Source organism: Qipengyuania sp. JB2-7, from assembly GCF_055693485.1.
The window spans coordinates 1,266,424-1,286,166 of sequence record NZ_CM146335.1 but is presented as its reverse complement, the minus strand read 5'-3'; the positions used below and the strand labels follow the sequence as shown (position 1 = coordinate 1,286,166).

At 57.0% G+C, this 19,743-nt stretch carries 13 protein-coding genes and 5 pseudogenes; 8 read left to right on the top strand and 10 right to left on the bottom strand.

Annotated features, from left to right (window positions below):
* Window positions 1–81: 81 nt before the first annotated feature.
* From ACZ1GM_RS06360 to ACZ1GM_RS06335, 6 genes and pseudogenes are all read right to left on the bottom strand, one after another.
* On the bottom strand, window positions 82–1,020 hold the full coding sequence (locus ACZ1GM_RS06360) for a D-2-hydroxyacid dehydrogenase (RefSeq protein ID WP_472678280.1): 939 nt from the start codon (window positions 1,018–1,020) through the stop codon (window positions 82–84).
* Window positions 1,017–2,445, bottom strand: a pseudogene (gene cysS, locus ACZ1GM_RS06355) (cysteine--tRNA ligase). Before cysS ends, ACZ1GM_RS06360 begins: the two are co-directional and overlap by 4 nt.
* Before the next feature lie 32 nt (window positions 2,446–2,477).
* Complete coding sequence (locus ACZ1GM_RS06350; protein ID WP_472678279.1) at window positions 2,478–3,140, bottom strand: nitroreductase; 663 nt, start codon at window positions 3,138–3,140, stop codon at window positions 2,478–2,480.
* Window positions 3,137–4,970, bottom strand: a pseudogene (gene cobT, locus ACZ1GM_RS06345) (cobaltochelatase subunit CobT). Before cobT ends, ACZ1GM_RS06350 begins: the two are co-directional and overlap by 4 nt.
* Window positions 4,971–4,985: 15 nt before the next feature.
* On the bottom strand, window positions 4,986–5,642 hold the full coding sequence (fsa, locus tag ACZ1GM_RS06340; protein WP_472678278.1) for a fructose-6-phosphate aldolase: 657 nt from the start codon (window positions 5,640–5,642) through the stop codon (window positions 4,986–4,988).
* Window positions 5,643–5,833: 191 nt separating this feature from the next.
* Window positions 5,834–6,547 (bottom strand): PEPxxWA-CTERM sorting domain-containing protein, encoded by a 714-nt coding sequence (locus ACZ1GM_RS06335; RefSeq protein ID WP_472678277.1) that lies wholly within the window; start codon window positions 6,545–6,547, stop codon window positions 5,834–5,836.
* Window positions 6,548–6,840: 293 nt separating this feature from the next.
* Here ACZ1GM_RS06335 and ACZ1GM_RS06330 point away from each other — a divergent pair.
* Window positions 6,841–9,007: pseudogene (locus ACZ1GM_RS06330) on the top strand (primosomal protein N').
* A gap of 33 nt (window positions 9,008–9,040) precedes the next feature.
* Window positions 9,041–10,609: a cryptochrome/photolyase family protein gene (locus tag ACZ1GM_RS06325; RefSeq protein ID WP_472678276.1), complete on the top strand. Its 1,569-nt coding sequence runs from the start codon at window positions 9,041–9,043 to the stop codon at window positions 10,607–10,609.
* Here ACZ1GM_RS06325 and ACZ1GM_RS06320 read toward each other — a convergent pair.
* Together ACZ1GM_RS06320 and ACZ1GM_RS06315 are read right to left on the bottom strand one after the other, a co-directional pair.
* Entirely contained in the window at window positions 10,606–11,001 is a 396-nt protein-coding gene (locus ACZ1GM_RS06320) for a nuclear transport factor 2 family protein (protein WP_472678275.1), read from the bottom strand. The genes ACZ1GM_RS06325 and ACZ1GM_RS06320 overlap by 4 nt on opposite strands.
* 1 nt (window position 11,002) lies before the next feature.
* Window positions 11,003–12,069 (bottom strand): annotated as a pseudogene (locus tag ACZ1GM_RS06315) (bifunctional transcriptional activator/DNA repair enzyme AdaA).
* 81 nt (window positions 12,070–12,150) lie between these two features.
* Here ACZ1GM_RS06315 and ACZ1GM_RS06310 point away from each other — a divergent pair.
* Complete coding sequence (locus ACZ1GM_RS06310; RefSeq protein ID WP_472678274.1) at window positions 12,151–13,713, top strand: S1 family peptidase; 1,563 nt, start codon at window positions 12,151–12,153, stop codon at window positions 13,711–13,713.
* Window positions 13,714–13,918: 205 nt separating this feature from the next.
* On the opposite strand, the gene ACZ1GM_RS06305 is transcribed toward ACZ1GM_RS06310, so the two are convergent.
* The gene (locus ACZ1GM_RS06305) at window positions 13,919–14,449 is read right to left on the bottom strand and encodes a TauD/TfdA dioxygenase family protein (protein WP_472678273.1); all 531 of its coding nucleotides are present in this window, start codon (window positions 14,447–14,449) and stop codon (window positions 13,919–13,921) included.
* On the bottom strand, window positions 14,340–14,747 hold the full coding sequence (locus ACZ1GM_RS06300) for a TauD/TfdA dioxygenase family protein (protein ID WP_472678272.1): 408 nt from the start codon (window positions 14,745–14,747) through the stop codon (window positions 14,340–14,342). The genes ACZ1GM_RS06305 and ACZ1GM_RS06300 overlap by 110 nt, the downstream gene beginning before the upstream one ends.
* 203 nt (window positions 14,748–14,950) lie before the next feature.
* On the opposite strand from ACZ1GM_RS06300, the gene ACZ1GM_RS06295 reads away from it, so the two are divergent.
* The 5 genes and pseudogenes from ACZ1GM_RS06295 to atpD all read left to right on the top strand — a co-directional run bounded on the left by ACZ1GM_RS06295 (window position 14,951) and on the right by atpD (window position 19,733).
* Window positions 14,951–15,505: a F0F1 ATP synthase subunit delta gene (locus ACZ1GM_RS06295; protein ID WP_472678271.1), complete on the top strand. Its 555-nt coding sequence runs from the start codon at window positions 14,951–14,953 to the stop codon at window positions 15,503–15,505.
* Between the two features lie 41 nt (window positions 15,506–15,546).
* Window positions 15,547–17,076 (top strand): F0F1 ATP synthase subunit alpha, encoded by a 1,530-nt coding sequence (gene atpA, locus ACZ1GM_RS06290; RefSeq protein ID WP_472678270.1) that lies wholly within the window; start codon window positions 15,547–15,549, stop codon window positions 17,074–17,076.
* A 6-nt stretch (window positions 17,077–17,082) separates the two neighbouring features.
* The gene (locus tag ACZ1GM_RS06285; RefSeq protein ID WP_472678269.1) at window positions 17,083–17,376 is read left to right on the top strand and encodes a putative quinol monooxygenase; all 294 of its coding nucleotides are present in this window, start codon (window positions 17,083–17,085) and stop codon (window positions 17,374–17,376) included.
* Between the two features lie 4 nt (window positions 17,377–17,380).
* Window positions 17,381–18,250, top strand: a complete 870-nt coding sequence (locus ACZ1GM_RS06280) for a F0F1 ATP synthase subunit gamma (protein WP_472678268.1) — start codon at window positions 17,381–17,383, stop codon at window positions 18,248–18,250.
* Between the two features lie 24 nt (window positions 18,251–18,274).
* Window positions 18,275–19,733 (top strand): annotated as a pseudogene (gene atpD, locus ACZ1GM_RS06275) (F0F1 ATP synthase subunit beta).
* Window positions 19,734–19,743 lie beyond the last annotated feature (10 nt).

Genomic DNA, 19,743 nt, shown 5'->3' with positions numbered 1-19,743 from the left:
ATCCCCGTATGAGACCTAACCAGCAGATTGCGACCCCGTTCCCCCGGAATTTCGAATGCTTATCAGAGGGTTTCGCGCAAGTCAGTAGCCAAGTTCGAGATTGAGCTGCGGCGCAACTGGCTCACCCGCCTGCCACTTGCTCAGGTTATCGATAAAACGGTCTGCACTGCGCATAAACATCTTGTCCTGCGCCCGGCCAGACAGATGCATGGAGATATGTGCATTGTCGAGCGCCCATAGCGGATCATCGGCTGGCAGCGGCTCCGGCGTTGTAACATCAAGCCACGCGGCGCCAATTTGCTTATTTTCAAGCGCCGCAGTCAACGAGGGTTGATCGACCACCGTGCCACGCGCAAAATTTAGCAAAACCGCATCATTTTTCATCGCGGCAAGTTCAGCTTCACCTATCATGCCGTCGGTTTCAGAAGTGGCCGGTACGACCAATATTACCCAGTCGAACTCACCCAAGCGATCCCGCCACTGATCAGGCGTCAATACGCCATCTCCGGGTGTGCGCCGAACGACCGTTAGATCAACATCAAATGCTTCAAGACGTGGCTTAATCAACTGACCGATCGCGCCGTAACCAAGCAGCAACGCTTTGCTCCCCGCAAGCTCGCGCTTACCCGGGCTATCCTGCAACCATTCGCGCTTTGCCGCAGCACGCAGAACGTGCGAGTATCCCTTCGCGACATTGAGCATGCCCATCACGACATATTCGGCGATAGTGATGGCGTTGATGCCCGCGCCATTGGTCACAGTGACGCCGCGCTGGTGCAATACATCCAGCGGCAGAAAGTCGAGGCCTGCATAGATTGAATTGAGCCATTTGAGATTGGTCGCAGCAGCAACAGTCTCAGCCATCGCCTCCTGCTCATACATGTCGAACCAGCCAATCTCGGCTTGCGGCGCGACCTCCAGCGCCTCTTCCCTGGTCATAAACCATAGCGGTTCGATCCAACCAGGCAGACGCGGCTCAACCAGCGGGCGAATCAGAGCGGACAAGGCAGCTTTGGTCATAATTTCCAGTCCCAGCCCAGCGTATCGCCGTCCATGACTTCGACCCCTTTGGTCGCCAGGGTTTCGCGGATCGCGTCGGACGTCGCAAAGTCCTTTGCGATGCGGGCTTCTTTTCGGCGGATCAGTTCGGCCTCAATTTCCTCTTCACTTATCTGCGCGTTTTTGGGACGAATGCGCAAATCCGTTCGAGCAAGGTCAAACAGCCCCAACCCCAAAACCTGATCCATGTTCTCGATCACAGCACGCTTAACTCCTTGATCGACCTTCTTCACCGCCAGAGCGTCTTCCAGTGCAGTGAGCGCGATCGCCGTGTTGAGATCATCCGACATGGCTTCGGCGAATTTCGCAGCCATGGGTTCGAACTTCGGATGCATGTCGGCAGGCCCAGCAACAGCGTCAGCCAGTCGCTCGACCTGCATCACGATCTCGCTTCAGCCGCGTCAGCGCCGCTTGCAGCCCTTCCCAGCTAAATTCCAGTTCGCTGCGATAATGCGCCTGCAAGCACATTATCCGATACGCCAACGGATGATAACCGCGATCAACAAGCGTTTGCAGCACCAGAAATTCGCCCGACGATTTCGACATCTTTCCGCGCCGATCGATCAGGAAATTGTTATGCATCCAGATATTCGCCGCGCTGTCCGATGAGCAATTATGCGCCTGATTCTGCGCAATTTCATTCGGGTGGTGAATCTCGCGGTGATCAATTCCACCGGTGTGAATATCAAATGGATGGCCGAGCAATTCGGCGCTCATCACGCTGCATTCCAGATGCCAGCCGGGTGCGCCTTTACCCCACGGACTATCCCATTCCATTTGCCGCGTTTCGCCAGCCGGTGTCTTGCGCCAGATCGCAAAGTCCGCCGCATTGCGTTTGCCCTCAACCGTATCAATACGGCCTTCACCGTCATCAGTCACAGCACGGGCCAATCGGCCATATTCCGGGACCGTTGAGACGTCGAAATAGAGGCCGCTATCGAGGAGATAGCAGTGCTCTTCCTCCATCGCCTTGCCCCATTCGATCATGCTTTCGACATAGTCAGTCGCCCGGGGATGCGAAGGTTTGCGGACATTTAGCCGGTCCAGGTCAGCCTCAAAAACTTCCTGATAATACCGCGCGATATCCCACGCGGATTTACCCTGAGCAGCGGCAGCTTTTTCCATCTTGTCATCGCCCGCATCCGCGTCACTCGTCAGGTGCCCGACATCCGTGATGTTGATCACATGGCTGAGATCATACCCCTTCCAGCTGAGCGTGCGCCCAAGTGTATCTGCGAACACATAGGCCCGCATATTGCCGATATGTTGGTAGTTATAGACCGTGGGGCCGCAGGTATAAACGCGTGCCTCACCCTCATGAATGGGGCTGAATTCTTCAAGCTCGCGCGTAAGCGAATTGAACAGTTTAAGTGGTGCATCAGACATTGCCGACGTGTTTGGCACGCTGGCGCGGAAGGTCAATCCCAACCCACGAACTGCACTTGTTTTTCAAGCGGCACACGCTCTCGATCAAAACTGTTCACTGGCGCATCCGAATCGCGATAGCCAATCGCCATGCCGCAGAAGAACATGTAACGGTCGTGATCCAAGCCCAGATGATCGCGGATTACATTGGCATAATAGGCCATGAATTCCTGGAAGCAGCTGTCCAGCCCCTCCTCGCGCAGCAATAATGCGACCGTTTGCAGCCACATCCCCGTATCGGACCATTGCGGCTCTTTCATCAGTCGCGGGAAATAAACGAACATCACCGCAGGCGCATCGAAGCTGGTGGCGTTACGGCCCATCGCGGCCATGCGCGCTGCGCCGTCATCGCGCGCGATCCCAAGCGCGTCGAACATACCTTTCGAAACTCCGTACAGGCGCTCTTTATAGGCGTCCTCACTCTTGGGCGCATCCCAATCATATTCGAGCGTTTGCGGAGGCGTGGTGGTGATCTTGGCCTGCAAATCCTTGAGCGGCTGACCAGTCAGGATGGTCGCTTCCCATGGTTGATAATTGCAACCTGATGCCGCCCAGCGTGCTGTGTCCATAACCCGCTTGAGTTTTTCCAGCTCAACTGGCTTATCGAGAAACTCTCGCACAGACCGGCGCGATGTGACGGCTTCGGTTACGTTCATGTCTTCCCCTCAACCTCAAACAACCCGGCAAGCTGTTCGATAATCGTACCACCCAGCTGTTCGACATCCATAATCGTGACCGACCGCTTGTAATAGCGCGTCACATCATGGCCAATACCGATCGCGGCGAGTTGCACGGGTGACTGCTTCTCAATCCAGTCAATCACCTTACGCAAATGCCCCTCAAGATAGCCCGCCGTGTTGACCGACAGCGTGCTGTCATCGACCGGTGCGCCATCCGAAATCACCATCAGAATCCGACGATCTTCGGGACGCGCCAACAGACGGGTGTGTGCCCATAACAACGCCTCGCCGTCGATATTCTCTTTCAGCAAGCCCTCGCGCATCATCAGGCCGAGATTGCGCCGTGCGCGGCGCCATGGCTCATCGGCTTTCTTATAAAGAATGTGGCGCAAATCATTGAGACGTCCGGGATGTTGCGGCTTGCCATCGGCCAGCCACGCCTCACGCGCCTGCCCGCCTTTCCAGGCCCGCGTTGTGAAGCCGAGGATCTCGGTTTTGACGCCGCAACGCTCCAAAGTTCGCGCCAGAATATCTGCGCTGATCGCCGCAATGCTGATCGGGCGACCACGCATGGAGCCGGAATTGTCGATTAGCAATGTGACGACCGTATCCTTGAAATCGGTTTCACGCTCAATTTTGTAGCTCAAAGAGTGACCCGGACTCACCACAACGCGGCTAAGGCGTGCCGCATCGAGCAACCCCTCTTCCTGGTCGAAATCCCAACTGCGGTTCTGCTGCGCCATCAATCGGCGCTGCAACCGGTTGGCGAGCCGTGTCACAATCCCCTGTAATCCGGCGAGCTGGCTGTCCAGATATGCGCGCAGCCGCTCCAGCTCTTCCTGATCGCACAGATCACCAGCCTCGACGACCTCGTCAAACTTTTCCGTGAATGGTTGATAGTCGAAATCGTCGGGCAGGTCAGTCCACTGACCGGTTCGGGCGCACCGGCATCATGCCATCTTCGCCCTCATCGGTCGGGTCGCCATCGGCCATCTCGCCGTCTGCGTCCATTTCCTCGGTTTCGCCCTCGGCGTCCCCTTCTGCGGGGTCGCCCGCTATCTCCGCAGACTGCGGATCCTGATCGCCAGCGGGCTCTTCATCATCACCGTCTTCCTGCTCAGGTGTCTCGCCGTCATCATCCTCGGTATCATCGTCGTCGCTGCCGCTTTGCGGATCGTCTGGCAGGGTAAGATCCAGATTGCGCAGCATATCCAGCGTCAAATTCTGAAATGCGCGCTGGTCGTCGATCTGCTCGGCAAGAGCTTTGATGTCGCCGCCTGCTTTCTCTTCAATCCAAGCACGGACCAGATCGACCCCGGCCACTGCACCGTTCGGAATCTCCGCTCCGGTCAACGCTTCACGCAGCATCAGCGATAATGCGGTCGGTAGCGGCACGTCGTCTTTCGTCTGAGCGCGGGTAATGCCATCTGCTGCCGTACGCACATCAACAGCTGCATCCAGATTGTCGCGGATGCCTTCATAGGCATTTGCACCAACCGCCTCATAGCGAACCTGCTCCACAGCATCATAGCAAGCGCGCGCAATTGCTTCGCTCGGTGCGCCAGCTGCGTGAACTGCCTCGTTATGGTGACGCAGCTTAAGCGCAAAGCTATCAGCAAATCCGCGGGCCTCACGGGCCTGCGCCTCTGGCAGCTCGCGACCAGGCAACGGCACACGAAAATTTTTGCCGCTGGAACTTGGGGAATCTGCGCTCCAGGCAACCTCCACCTCCGGCTCGTCCGCGAGCGCGCGGCTCGCGCCGGTCAGCGCCTGCCGAAACAGGTCGAGAGGTGTTTGTTCTGACATATGGTGGCCTTGGCGTTAGCCGAGGATTGACTGACCCGTCGACTCCCAATCTTTCAGGAAGCCCTCAATGCCTTTGTCAGTCAGCGTATGATTAAACAGCTGCTTGATCACCTTGGGCGGTGCGGTCATCACATCAGCGCCAATCTTCGCGCTTTCGAGCACATGGGTGACGTGGCGAACGCTGGCGACAAGAATCTCGGTCGCGAAACCATAGTTGTCATAGATCAGTCGAATATCGCTGATCAGCGCCATACCATCCACGCCGTTATCATCGTGGCGACCCACAAACGGGCTGACAAAAGTCGCACCCGCTTTCGCGGCAAGCAGCGCCTGATTGGCGGAGAAGCACAGGGTCACATTGACCATCGTGCCATCGCCGGTCAGCGCCTTACAGGTTTTCAGGCCATCAATGGTCAGCGGCACCTTGATGCAGACATTGTCGGCGAGCTTGCGCAACACCTCTGCCTCTTTCATCATGGTTTCGTGATCGAGCGCGACAACCTCTGCACTCACCGGGCCATCGGTCAATGCGCAGATTTCCTTGGTTACTTCCATGAAATCACGGCCTGACTTCGCGATTAGGGACGGGTTCGTCGTCACCCCATCCAGCAAGCCGGTTGCGGCCAGTTCCTTGATGTCATCAATTTCGGCGGTGTCAGCGAAGAATTTCATGGGAAGCGCATCCAGTCTGATCGTGAACTTGTGCCGCCATGTATAATTGTGCGTTGAATCCAAGCAATCGCCAAATGCCCAATTCTCACCGCTTTCCTGGTGCTGCGACCAGAGAGCCAAAAAAAACGCAAGACACAAAAAAGGGCCCGATCCCCCAACCGAGCCCTTTTCGTTTGCGGTATGTCGCTGACTTATGCAGTCGCGATAGCACCCGCTGATTTCTTCTGGCGCATAACTCCGCCAATCAGGCCAAAGCCGAGGATCATCATGAGCCACGTACCAGGCTCTGGAACCACAGGCATTTGCGAGTAGGTCAGCTTTTTCAGCTTGTACCCATCAGCGCGGTGATCCTGATTTACGAACGATGCGCCAATCAACCAAACGTTGCCGACATTGTCAGCTGGGTTGATGTTGCGGAAGCTGTTTCCGTTGCCAGCATTCGACTGGTACAGGTTGAAGCTTGAGAGCACTGAAGAGCTCATACCTTCAAGGTTTAGGTCGGTGCCGATGTTCAGCGGTGAGAGCGCGAAGCCGATGGATGAATCGGTGTCATACATATTGTGGAAGCCGGTACGGAACAAAGCCTTGTCCAGCTCAACAGCAGTGTCGAACTGAAGGATGAGAAAGTCCTGCCAGCCAACATTGTCAACCGTGTGCGAACCGTCGCCTGGGCTGTTGATTACACCAAGACCCTGACTGTAAACACCAACGGTGCCTTTCGAAATGTTGCCGTTTTTGTCGATCGACCAGCCGGTCGCACGAACGGTCACGCCATCATTGCCAGTGAACTGCTTGCCACCATTGTTATTGGTAGCGCCGCCATTGAGCCACACGGTTGCAGCCATTGATGGTGCAGATGCAAACAACGCGAATGCTGCGATGATTGAGCCTAAAAGTTTACCCACGTTCATTACCCCGTTAAATCCCACACCGACCCTGGCAACAACGTTGCGGTCGGCTGATCACTCTCATCTTTCGGTGCGCCCCAAACAGGCACGGCCTACGAAATGCTTAACGATGCCGTTACCATGTTTTTTTCCCTGATACAGAGTGCAGTCGAGGGTGTCCATCACTGGGACAATATTTTACACCTCGGGGATCATTCGAACATTCGCACCGACCGACAATGGTTTTCCGCACATGACATTTGGATAGAGGTTGTCGCGAGCGTGCATCATCACCCATATGTCGCCAGACTATGAACCGCATCCGCTGCCTTGTCCTGAACGCTGCCCTTGGGCCGCTTGATTACAAGGTACCAGACGGCGTTGATGTTTTGGTCGGAAGCGTCGTTGAATGCCCGCTGGGCCCACGCACAGTTATGGGAATTGTGTGGGAGCCGGAGCGACTGCCCGGAACAGATGTGCCCGCCGAAAAGCTCCGCAATATTCGCGGTGTGCTCCCCGTGCCCCCTCTAGCAGAGCCCTTGCGGCGTCTAATCGAATGGACGGCGGACTATTATTGCGCCTCGCTTGCCTCGGTAGCCCGGATGGCGCTGTCGAGCGGCGGCGCTTTGAAAGGCCCAGCAACCAGCATTGAGTACCGGCTCTCTGGCGGCATGCCGGAACGCATGACGCCCCAGCGTGAGACAGCCATAGCTGCATTGGAAGGTGAGCAGGCCACTATTCGCGAACTGGCAGGCATTGCAAGCGTATCCGAAGGTGTCTTGCGTGGCCTGGTCAATCAGGGCGTCTTGGAGCCAATCGAAGTTGATATTGATCGCCCTTACCCACGGGCGGAACCGGGTTTTGCAACGGTCGTGCTTAACGCAGATCAGCAAGAGGCATCAGACCTATTCTCAGCCGCAGTTAAGGCGCACGAGTTTACGCCTTTCCTGCTCGATGGCGTGACCGGATCAGGCAAGACCGAAACCTATTTCGAGCCAGTCTCAGAAGCACTTGGGAACAATCAACAAGTTCTTGTTCTGCTGCCTGAAATCGCTTTGACAGAGGCTTTCCTTAGCCGGTTTGAGAAGCGCTTTGGGGCACCGCCAATCCTGTGGCACTCCTCGCTCAAATCAACGGAGCGCCGCCGCGCCTGACGCGCCATCGCATCGGGTGATGCACAAGTTGTGGTGGGCGCTCGATCCTCGCTGTTTCTGCCTTATGCAAATCTCGGGTTAATCGTTGTTGACGAAGCGCATGAGGTCAGTTTCAAGCAGGACGAAGGAGTTCGCTACAACGCTCGCGATGTAGCGGTCATGCGCGCGCATTTTGAAAAGATCCCGGTTATCCTGGCCAGCGCAACACCTGCGCTGGAAAGTCTACACATGGCCGAGATCGGCACATACAATCTGGTCGAGCTGCCAAGCCGGTTTGGTGGTGCTCACATGCCCGCAATCAGCACAATCGATCTGACGGAGGAAAAACCACCATCCGGATACTGGCTAGCACAGCGGCTGGTCGACGGGATTGAAGAACGGCTGGCACGCAAAGAACAATCGCTGCTATTCCTAAACCGCCGCGGCTTTGCCCCACTGACGCTGTGCCGCAATTGCGGATACCGGTTTCAGTGTCCCAATTGTAGCGCCTGGCTGGTTGAGCATCGCTTTTCACAAAGGCTTGCCTGCCACCATTGTGGGCACGAAACCCCTCCGCCACCCGAATGCCCAGAATGCGGAGAGCCCGATTGCCTTGTTGCCTGTGGACCGGGCGTAGAGCGCATCGCAGACGAAGTCGCCGAGCGAATACCCGATGCGCGCACGTTCGTGGCAACGTCCGACACGCTGAACACTCCCGTACCGCGCGGCAGAGTTTGTCGCCATGACGGAAGAAGGCGCGATTGATGTGATCATCGGCACTCAATTGGTAACCAAGGGGTTCCACTTCCCCGACCTGACATTGGTTGGCGTGGTCGACGCTGATTTGGGCCTCGAAGGCGGTGATCTACGCGCCGCTGAACGGACCTATCAGCAAATTGCTCAGGTCGCCGGGCGAGCAGGACGCGGCAGCAAGCCGGGCGAAGTCCTGCTGCAAACGCGTCACCCCACCGCGTCCGTCATCGCAGCATTGGCTGACGGGGACCGCGACGCCTTTTACGAGGCGGAAACCGATGCGCGGCGCATGGCGGGCGCCCCGCCCTTTGGCCGATGGGCTGCGATTATTATCTCGAGCGAGGATGAAGCCGAGGCCAAACATGCGGCCAACCGGATCGGCGGTACGCGCCCGAGCCATGACGGGGTGGATATTTATGGCCCCGCACCAGCCCCGCTGTCATTACTGCGAGGGCGATATCGTTACCGCCTGCTGATCAACGCCCGCCGCAATGTAAATTTGCAGGACATTATTCGTCGCTGGCTCGGCGCATTGGACCATCCCAATGGAGTTCGCGTGGGCGTGGACATTGATCCGTATAGTTTTGTGTGAGGCACCAACTCTTTGCTTATGCGTTCTGCGAGCATGAGCAAGCCAATCCTCATCCCGATACTCGGCGATCAGCTAACCCGCACTCTCGCCAGCCTGCGCGGGCAGACCAAAGCCAACAGCGTTATTCTGATGATGGAGGTTTGGGACGAGGCGACGTATGTCAAACACCACAAGCAGAAGATTGCGCTGATCTTCTCCGCCATGCGCCATTTCGCGAAGGAGCTTAGCGATGATGGCTGGACCGTAGACTACGCAAAGCTGGATGACGGCGATAATGCGGGTAGCTTTACCGGCGAAGTTGCGCGAGCCATTGAGCGCCATTGCCCCGCTAAAATCCGCGTCGTCGAGGCAAGCGAATGGCGTGTCCGCCAGCAGCAGGATGAATGGTGCGACAAATTCGCCTGCGACGTCGAAATCCTGCCTGATGATCGCTTCATCTGTTCGCAAACGGAATTCAACGATTGGGCCGAGGGACGCAAAGAACTGCGTATGGAGTTTTTCTATCGTGAAATGCGCAAGAAAACCGGCCTGTTGATGGAAGACGGGAAAAACGGTGGAAAACCGGTTGGCGACAAGTGGAACCTCGATGCTGAGAATCGCGCATCACCTGACGATCAAATGGACCCACCTGCTTGCCCCAAATTCGCACCCGATGACATCACCCAAGAGGTGATCGAATTGATCGAGGACCGCTTCAACGATCATTTCGGCAATCTCGCCGATTTCGGCTGGCCGGTTACGCGCGCCGATGCTGAGAAGGCTGCCGACGCATTTTTCGCCGAGCGTCTGCCCGATTTCGGCAAGTATCAGGACGCGATGGTTCACGGGTCAGACGACCTCTATCACTCCATGCTTTCGACCAGCATAAATTGCGGCCTGCTTGATCCGTTGGAGCTGTGCCAGCGCGCTGAACGCGCCTATCAAGAGGGCGATGCGCCGCTCAACTCGGTCGAGGGGTTCATCCGCCAGATCATCGGCTGGCGCGAATATGTGCGCGGCTTTTACTGGCATCAGATGCCCGCCCTAGCTGAAGCAAACGAGCTGGAAGCAGGCCGCCCACTGCCCGAGTTTTACTGGACCGGCGAAACCGACATGCGCTGCATGGCAGACTGCATCCGGTCCACATATGACAACGCCCACGCGCATCATATCCAGCGACTGATGGTGCTTGGCAATTTCGCGCTGCTCGCAGGCCTAAACCCGCAGGATGTCCAGGACTGGTATCTCGCCGTTTATGCCGATGCCTACGAATGGGTAGAGCTACCCAATGTCGCCGCGATGGTCCTCTATGCCGAAGGCGGAAAGCTGGCCAGCAAACCCTATGCAGCAAGCGGCAATTACATCAACAAGATGAGCAACTACTGCAAGGAATGCACCTATTCCCCATCAAAGAAAACTGGCGAAGGCGCATGTCCGTTCAATCCACTATATTGGCATTTCATGGATCGTCACCGCGACAAGTTCAGCAAGAACCATCGGATCGGGCGGATTTACGCCACGTGGGATCGGATGGGTGATGAGAAAAAGCAGGACTATCTCGACAGCGCCGAGGCGTTTCTGGAGACGCTCGAACCCGCCAAAAAAGGTTGGGCGCGGAATTAGTTCGGCGACAGCGCGTCGAGTAATCCGCTTGCGGCGGCGCTGTCGACATACTCGCGCAGCGCGGTGATCTTGCCGTCCTTTACATCTGCGACCACACACACCATCAGATCGAGCTTCTCGCCACCAGGAAGCGTACCGCGCACGCGATGCTCCTCAACAAAGCCACCGTCGGTCGCCGATCTCATAGCCTCTTCATAGCGAAAGTCGGGAACCACCTCGTTCACCGCACCTGCAAACGCAAGCAGAGTGTCGCGGTCCATCGCCGGTCCGCCATTTTGCGACCCCTGGAATTGATCCGAACAACATGACTTCGCCGTCTCGAGATCATTGCTCTCTAGCGCTGCAAAGAGACGCTCTGCCAGGTCGATGTTGGTCGATTGCCGTTTAGTCATGTCAGAACAACTCCGGTTCGTTTGAAGTGTCATCCACGCCCTCGCGCTTCAGCAGCTCGGCTTTGATTTCAGGTCCGTAGGCATAACCGCCCACCCCGCCGTTTGCAGGCACCACACGGTGGCAAGGGATCAAAACCGCAATATTGTTTGCACCATTGGCGCTGCCTACGGCTCGGCTGGCCTTTGGATTGCCGAGCATCGCCGCCTGCTCACCATAGCTGCGCGTCTCGCCTACGGGTATCTCGCGCAGTGCCTGCCAGCAGCGTTGCTGAAACGCGGTGCCTTTCACATCGAGCGGGATATGCGTGTTATCCAATGAAGGCTCCTCTACCGCACGTGTCACCTGCTCAAAAAGGGCGCGGAACTCCTCGCCGCCCTCGATTAACTCGGCTTGCGGAAAACGTGCCCTGAGCTCTTCCTGACTCTCGTTAAATGAGAGGCAGCATACGCCCTTATCGCTTGCGGCCACCAACATAGATCCGAGGCTCGTCTCAACGATGGCATAGTGGATCACCCGACCCGCGCCGCCGTTTTTCCAGTCGCTGGCGCTCATACCCATCTTACCCTCCACATCTGCGTAGAACCGGCTCGGCGCCTCATAGCCAGCATCATAAATAGCGTCGGTCACGCGGCTCGCATCGACCAGAGCATCCTTTACACGCTCTTCGCGCAATGCCCGCGCGTAAGCCGATGGTGATAGCCCCGTCGCCCGCTTAAACACCCTCTGGAAATGGGTTGGCGAGTAACCCGTGATCGTCGCGAGATCCTCCAAGGTCGGCTTGTCCCCCGACTTAATCGCATCAATTGCTGCCATAACCGCTGCCTCGTCGCGGGCAACATCATCTGGCAGGCAGCGTTTGCATGCTCTTAGGCCGGCTTCGCGTGCCGCAGCGCTGTCGGCAAAGAAACGCACATTTTCGCGCATTGGATGGCGCGCAGCGCAGCTTGGCCGACAATAAATACCCGTCGTCAGCACGCCAGTAAAGAAATGCCCATCGAAACTCCGGTCACGCCGCATGACGGTACCGCCCAAGCCTGATCTGCATTGATATTCGATTCGTTGCCCATGGCGATGTGATAGCCTTAATTCGCGCGCGGCCCATCCCGCGTCTTGCGGTCAAAACAATTGGGCGGCAAAGAGCATAGCCTATGACACGTATTCCTGCGCTGTTTGCGCTTCTTTTCGCCTTTAGCTCATCCGCGCTCGCCCAGGGTGATCCGGCTGATATTGACGCAGCGGCACGAGGGGTTGTGCGCATAGTTATCATCGGCGCTCAAGAAAATGGCGAAATATACCCGGTCAGCCATGGCAGCGGTTTTGCCGTCGCCCCGAAACGCGTTGTCACCAACGCACACGTGGTTCGCGATGCAGTCAATGATGACAGCTTGCGCGTAGGCATCGTCCCTTCGGAAGGTGGCGAGGCGGTCTATGGCAGGATCCTGAAAGTAAGCGCGCGCAATGACCTCGCTCTGATCGAGATTACGGGCGATTTGCGCCTGCCACCGCTGGTGCTATCCGGTGCGCCGGTGAGTGATAGCGGGGAAAGTTACGCAGTCGGCTACCCAATGAATGTTGACCGCGCGCAGGGCCTGGAGATTGGGGACATCTTCAAGGCGCAGCCGCCAGTAAAAAGTCGCGGATTCCTTGCCGGGACACGGCCCAGCCGACAGTTCCATACGGTGTTGCACACCGCCCCAATCGCCAGCGGCAACTCTGGCGGTCCGTTGCTGGATAGCTGCGGCCGCGTGCTGGGTGTGAATAGTTTTGGTGCGGATAGTGGCGGTGCGGACGCCGAATTTTTCTTTGCTGTATCCAACCGAGAGCTGGGCCCTTTTCTACGCGAGAACGGCATTGAGCCTCGTGCCAATGATACGCAGTGCCGCAGCCTTGCAGCCTTGGATGCAGACGAAGCTGAGCGGATTGAACGCGAGGAAATGGCCGCACGAGCAGAGCTGGAGAGCCGCAGCGCCGAGGAACGCTCACGTCGCGAACGCGCACAGTTCGAGGCAGAAATGCAGGTGCGCGATGAACGCGATGACCGGATGTTTGCGAGCGTGCTCTTGCTGCTACTTGGCGCGGGTGCAGGCTGGTGGGCGTATGAGAAGCGACCACAGTCCGGGAATAGCATCTCAGCTTGGCCCGCAAGGAATAAGGGGGCAGCGGTGGCAGGCGTTGGCCTGGTACTGATCGCGCTGTTTCTGCAATTGACCCGTCCGGGCATCGACGAGATTGACAGGCGTGTGGCCAACGCGCTCGGAAATCCCGGCGGAGACGAAACTGGCGGGGATCCAATCATCGCGGCAGACACTGTCAGCTATTTGTGCACAATCGACCCGCAGCGTAGCCGGATCACAACATCGGAAACGGAACCGGTCGAGTTTGCCTGGAACCCCTCAGGCTGCGTCAATGACCGCACACAATATGGTTTCTCGGGCGGTACTTGGTCACGCGCCTTTGTACCCAATGATGAGCAAGCCGTTTCGGTTGCGAGCTTTGACCCGCAGCGCCGCATCTATCGCACTGAGCGCTACCTATTGAGCCGTAATGCGATGGAGGCCGCCCGCAAGGCCCGCAGCGAATACTCTGCGCCGGCATGCGATGCTGATGATGCTGCGACAACACTGGGCGATCAACAGGGTGCGGTGTTAGCCGCCCTGCCCTCGCGCCCCAATGAGCGACTGGTTTATAACTGTGAAGAGAAAGGGTCTTAGTCGATCTCTAATCCGTCATTGCGAGGAGCCGAACGGAGACGTGGCAATCCAGACGGAGCAAGACTGGATTGCTTCACTTTGTTCGCAATGACGACCTAAGTTATATCACGAACCGCCGCTAGCGGTTCGCAAGCGCGACCGCGCGTCGCAGCTACTGCTGCGCCCCCTCGGAGCCAATAGCGAAGCTATTTGGCGCGAGAGAAAACTACGCCGCCAATGCTTCCCCACTCAGGGTAATCCGGTGCATCTCGCGATAGTGCCCCTGATAATCATTCATCGCATTGTGCCAGCTGGTCCGGTTATCCCAAATCGCGACTGTGCCCGGCCTCCATTGCAGGCGGCACTGATTGTCATCGGTTAACGCGGCATCGAGCAGCTTGGTCAAAAGGGGCAAGCTTTCCTCGCGAGTCTGGCCGACAAAATGGATCGTGAAACCGCCATTGACATAAAGAAGCTTTCGGCCCGTTTGCGGGTGGCGGATTACGACCGGGTGGATCGCACCGGTTTTTAGATTCTGCCCGCGCAAATGCTCGCCCATGTCGGTCTGCGCGTAAAGGCCGTCCTCTTCATAGACGTGGTCAGCCGTGTGGTAGGCCTCAAGCCCCTCAATCTCTGCCTTCAGCTCGTCAGATAACGAGATCGTATGCCGCGCCCATATGCGCCCACATCGTGTCGCCGCCGCTTGGTGGCAGTTCGCGCGCGACCAGCACAGAACCCATCGCCGGGATCTGATCATAAGAATGGTCGGTATGCCATGCCCCGCCAATATTGGTTTCCTGCGTGGCTTCTTTCTTCACCACCGCGATTTCGGGAAACTCACTTTGCAGCGGGAAATAGTTATTTACGTCGATCCCGCCCCAACGGCGACCGAAATCAATATGGTCTTGTGGTGAAAACTCCTGATCGCGGAAAACGGCGACGCCGTGTTTGTAAATGGTCTGCTTGATCGCCTCCATCTCGTCGCCCGCAGCAGTCGCCAACGTGACACCAGAAACCTCCACGCCGCAGCGCGGCGCCATTGGTGTGAGTTGCATTTTCTCTCTCCCTTGTTGCGTGAAACGTAGCGCAAACGTGGACAACACGTAAATCCCCCAGTTTTCGGCTGTCAGAGTCCGGTTGCAAACGCGCAAACCCGATGCTAGGCGCGCGCCAGCTTTGCCGGGGAGACCTTGCGCTTCCACAACGGCTTGAGCGATGCATCGTTATTCTTCGTAGATCCAAGAAGGACCTTCAACGCGTGGATATTTCCGCCGGTATTCAGGCTAGCCTGTCAGGACGTTACGCCGCAGCTTTGTTTGAGCTTGCGTCGGAGCAAGGGACTGTCACTGCCGTCGAATCGGACCTCGAAAAGCTGGGTGCCGCTCTGAACGAATCGAACGAGCTGCAAGCTCTCGTGAGCAACCCGAAAGTATCACGCCGTGAAGCGGCGAATGCGCTCGGCGGCATTGCCAAGCATTTCAGCCTTTCTGATCTGACTGCCAATTTCCTTGGCGTGCTGGCCAATAACCGCCGCGCGGGACAGCTTGGCGCAGTTATAAGCGCCTTCCGCCAGATCGCTGCCGCGCAACGCGGCGAGGTAACTGCTCAGGTTACGAGCGCACATGCGCTATCTGATGATCAAGTCGCTGCCCTTAAAAATAAGCTGACGGCGCGCGAAGGGCGCACTGTCAAAGTCGAAACTGCTGTTGATCCCGACCTGCTCGGCGGTCTGGTGGTTACAATTGGTTCAAAGCGTATCGATGCCTCGATCCGCACACGTCTTAACTCTCTTGCGCAGGCCATGAAGGCCTGATTGTTATTTTCTTGGCCATGAAGGCTTAAAGGACACGTAATATGGAAATCCGCGCCGCAGAAATCTCCAAGGTCATCAAAGACCAGATCGCCAGTTTCGGCACTGAAGCCGAAGTGAGCGAAGTTGGCTCCGTTCTCTCAGTGGGTGACGGTATTGCCCGTATCCACGGCCTCGACAAGGTTCAGGCTGGTGAAATGGTCGAATTCGCCAATGGTGTTCAGGGCATGGCGCTGAACCTGGAAGCGGACAATGTCGGTGTCGTTATCTTCGGTTCCGACGCTGAGATTAAAGAAGGCGACGACGTTAAGCGGACCGGTACGATTGTGGACGTTCCAGTTGGCAAGGGGCTGCTCGGCCGCGTTGTTGACGCTCTGGGCAACCCAATCGACGGCAAGGGCCCGATTGAAAATGTCGAGCGCCAGCGCGTTGAAGTCAAAGCGCCGGGCATCATTCCGCGCGAATCTGTCAGCGAGCCAGTACAGACCGGCCTCAAAGCCGTTGACGCCCTGGTTCCGGTTGGCCGTGGCCAGCGCGAGCTGATCATTGGCGACCGTCAGACCGGTAAAACCGCCGTCGCAATTGACACCTTCATCAACCAGAAGACGGTGAACGAAGGCGACGACGAGAAGAAGAAGCTCTACTGCGTCTACGTAGCGGTCGGCCAGAAGCGTTCGACCGTTGCACAAATCGTTAAGCAGCTCGAAGAGAACGGCGCGATGGAATATTCCATCGTTATTGCCGCTACTGCGTCTGAGCCTGCTCCGCTGCAATATCTCGCGCCTTACACAGGCTGCGCGATGGGTGAATTCTTCCGCGATAACGGCATGCACGCTGTGATCGTATATGATGACTTGTCCAAACAAGCTGTGGCCTATCGTCAGATGTCACTGCTGTTGCGTCGTCCTCCAGGCCGTGAAGCGTATCCTGGTGACGTTTTCTATCTTCACAGCCGCCTGCTGGAACGCGCCGCGAAGATGAACGAAGAGAACGGCCATGGCTCGCTGACCGCTCTGCCGATCATTGAAACGCAGGCTGGCGACGTGTCGGCCTATATTCCAACCAACGTGATTTCGATCACCGACGGTCAGATCTTCCTCGAAACCGACCTGTTCTTCCAGGGTATTCGCCCGGCGATTAACGTTGGTCTCTCGGTTAGCCGTGTTGGTGGTGCCGCTCAGACCAAGGCGATGAAGAAGGTTTCGGGCTCGATGAAGCTCGACCTTGCGCAGTATCGCGAAATGGCGGCGTTTGCGCAGTTCGGTTCTGACCTCGATGCGTCAACCCAGAAGCTGCTCAATCGCGGTGCGCGCCTGACCGAGCTGCTCAAGCAAGCGCAGTTCTCACCAATGCCATTCGAAGAGCAAACCGTGTCGATCTATGCTGGCACGAACGGCTTCCTCGACGATGTCGCTGTCGATCGCGTCACTGAGTATGAAGAAGCCATGCTGGCCTTCATGCGCAGCGAACATTCTGATGTGTTGAGCGACATTCGCAGCAGCGGCAAGTTCGAAGGCGAGACAGCGGACAAAACGAAAGCTGCACTCGAAACCTTCGCGAAGCAGTTCGCGTAAAAGAGAATGACGTTGACCTACCTAGCCACGATATCGGTTAAGCCGGAGCATATGGAGGACGCCTGTCAGGCCGTTTCTTCAATAGTTCCAGCAACCCGCGGCGAAGCAGGTTGCGTCGCGTTTGAACCTCGCCGTGCGGCAGATGGATCAAACACGATTACCATTTTCGAAGAGTGGGCAGATCGCTCAGCGTTCGATTTCCATCACGCCCAAGACTACACAAAAGGCGTCTTCGCCAAGTATGAGAACTGGCTTGAAAGCAAACCAGCTCTCGTCGAAATGAAGTCGTTAGAAAGCTGAAGAGATGGCAAGTCTTAAGGAACTTAAAGATCGGATCGGGTCGGTCAAATCGACTCAGAAGATCACCAAGGCCAAGCAGATGGTAGCGGCGGCAAAGTTGCGCCGGGCGCAGGCAGCGGCTGAATCCGCACGCCCCTACGCGGAACGTTTGTCAGCCGTGATGGCATCGCTCGCCAGCAAGGTGAGCGGCGATAGCGCGCCAAAACTGCTTGCGGGTACTGGCGCGACGCAGAAGCATCTGCTGGTAGTCGTGAACACCGACAAAGGCCTGTGCGGCGGCTTGAACTCGAACATTGTCAAAGAGGCGAAAGCGCAGGCATCAAAGTTGATTGCTGAGGGCAAGGACGTTCAGTTCTATCTCGTCGGCAAGAAAGGCCGCGCGCCAATCAAGCGTGACCACGCGGACAAGATCGCCAAGCATTTTGACACCTCGACCGTTCGCAACCCAGGCTTTGAAGAGGCCGACGGTATCGCGAATGAGCTGATCGAGCTGTTTGAAGCGGGTCAGTTTGATGTTGCACATCTGGTGGCGCCGAAATTCCAGTCGGCACTTGTACAGACGCCAACCACTACGCAGCTGATCCCTGTCCCCTCACCTGACGTGAGCGAAGACACCGGCGCAGCGGTTGAGTATGAGCCTGAGGAAGAGGAAATCCTCGACGCTCTGCTGCCACGTTACGTAAAAACGCAATTGTTCGGCGCATTGCTTGAGCGTGAAGCATCGGAGCAAGGCGCGTCCATGACCGCCATGGACAATGCGACGCGCAATGCCGGCGATCTGATCAACAAGCTGACCATTCAATACAACCGCAGCCGTCAGGCCGCGATTACCACCGAACTTATCGAAATTATTGCAGGCGCAGAAGCGCTCTAAGACAAGGCTAAGGAAACACTCATCATGGCCACCGCACCAGTCCTCAATCAGACCACCAACGGCACAATTAGCCAGGTCATCGGCGCCGTCGTCGACGTGCAGTTCGAAGGCGAACTGCCTGCGATCCTTTCTGCGCTCGAAACGAAGAACGGCGACAAAACGCTGGTTCTCGAAGTTGCGCAGCACTTGGGCGAAAACACCGTTCGCACCATCGCGATGGACGCAACCGAAGGCCTCACACGCGGCAGCGAAGTGATCGCGACCGGTGCACAGATTTCTGTGCCGGTTGGCCCAAAGACGCTTGGCCGGATCATGAACGTGGTTGGCGAAGCTATTGATGAGCGCGGCCCTATCGGCGCGGATCAAACTGCTCCTATTCATGCAGAAGCGCCCGCCTTTATCGATCAGTCGACAGACGCGGCAATTCTGGTGACCGGGATTAAGGTTATCGACCTTCTCGCGCCTTACGCAAAAGGCGGTAAGATTGGCCTGTTCGGCGGCGCCGGCGTGGGCAAGACCGTTCTCATTCAGGAACTCATCAACAACATCGCCAAGGGTCACGGCGGCGTGTCCGTATTCGCCGGTGTGGGTGAGCGTACCCGTGAAGGTAACGACCTTTATCACGAATTCCTCGACGCAGGCGTCATCGCGAAGAACGACGCTGGCGAAGCCATCAGCGAAGGCTCCAAAGTGGCCCTCGTCTTCGGTCAAATGAACGAGCCTCCTGGTGCGCGTGCCCGTGTTGCTCTGTCCGGTCTGACCATGGCGGAATACTTCCGCGACCAAGAGGGCCAAGACGTTCTGTTCTTTGTCGACAACATCTTCCGCTTTACACAGGCTGGTTCGGAAGTGTCCGCTCTGCTCGTACCGTATTCCTTCGGCGGTTGGTTATCAGCCGACCCTGTCTACCGACATGGGTAACCTGCAAGAGCGCATTACATCGACAACCAAGGGTTCGATCACTTCGGTTCAGGCCATCTATGTGCCTGCCGATGACCTTACAGACCCCGCACCAGCGACTTCGTTTGCTCACCTTGACGCAACGACCACGCTGAACCGCGCGATTTCAGAGTTGGGTATTTACCCGGCGGTCGACCCGCTCGACTCGACTTCGCGTGTTCTCGAACCACGCGTTGTTGGCCAGGAGCACTACGAGACCGCGCGTAAGGTTCAGGAAACGCTGCAGAAGTACAAATCGCTGCAGGACATCATTGCTATTCTCGGCATGGACGAGCTTTCGGAAGAAGATAAACTCACCGTTGCTCGTGCGCGTAAGATTCAGAAGTTCCTTTCGCAGCCATTCCACGTGGCCGAAGTCTTCACTGGTATCTCCGGCGTGTTCGTGCAGCTCGAAGACACAGTTGCCTCGTTCAAGGCGGTTGTCGAAGGCGAGTACGATCACCTGCCAGAGCAAGCCTTCTATATGGTTGGCGGCATTGAAGACGTGGTCAAGAAGGCCGCTGAAATGGCAGAGGACGCATAAGCGCATTGGC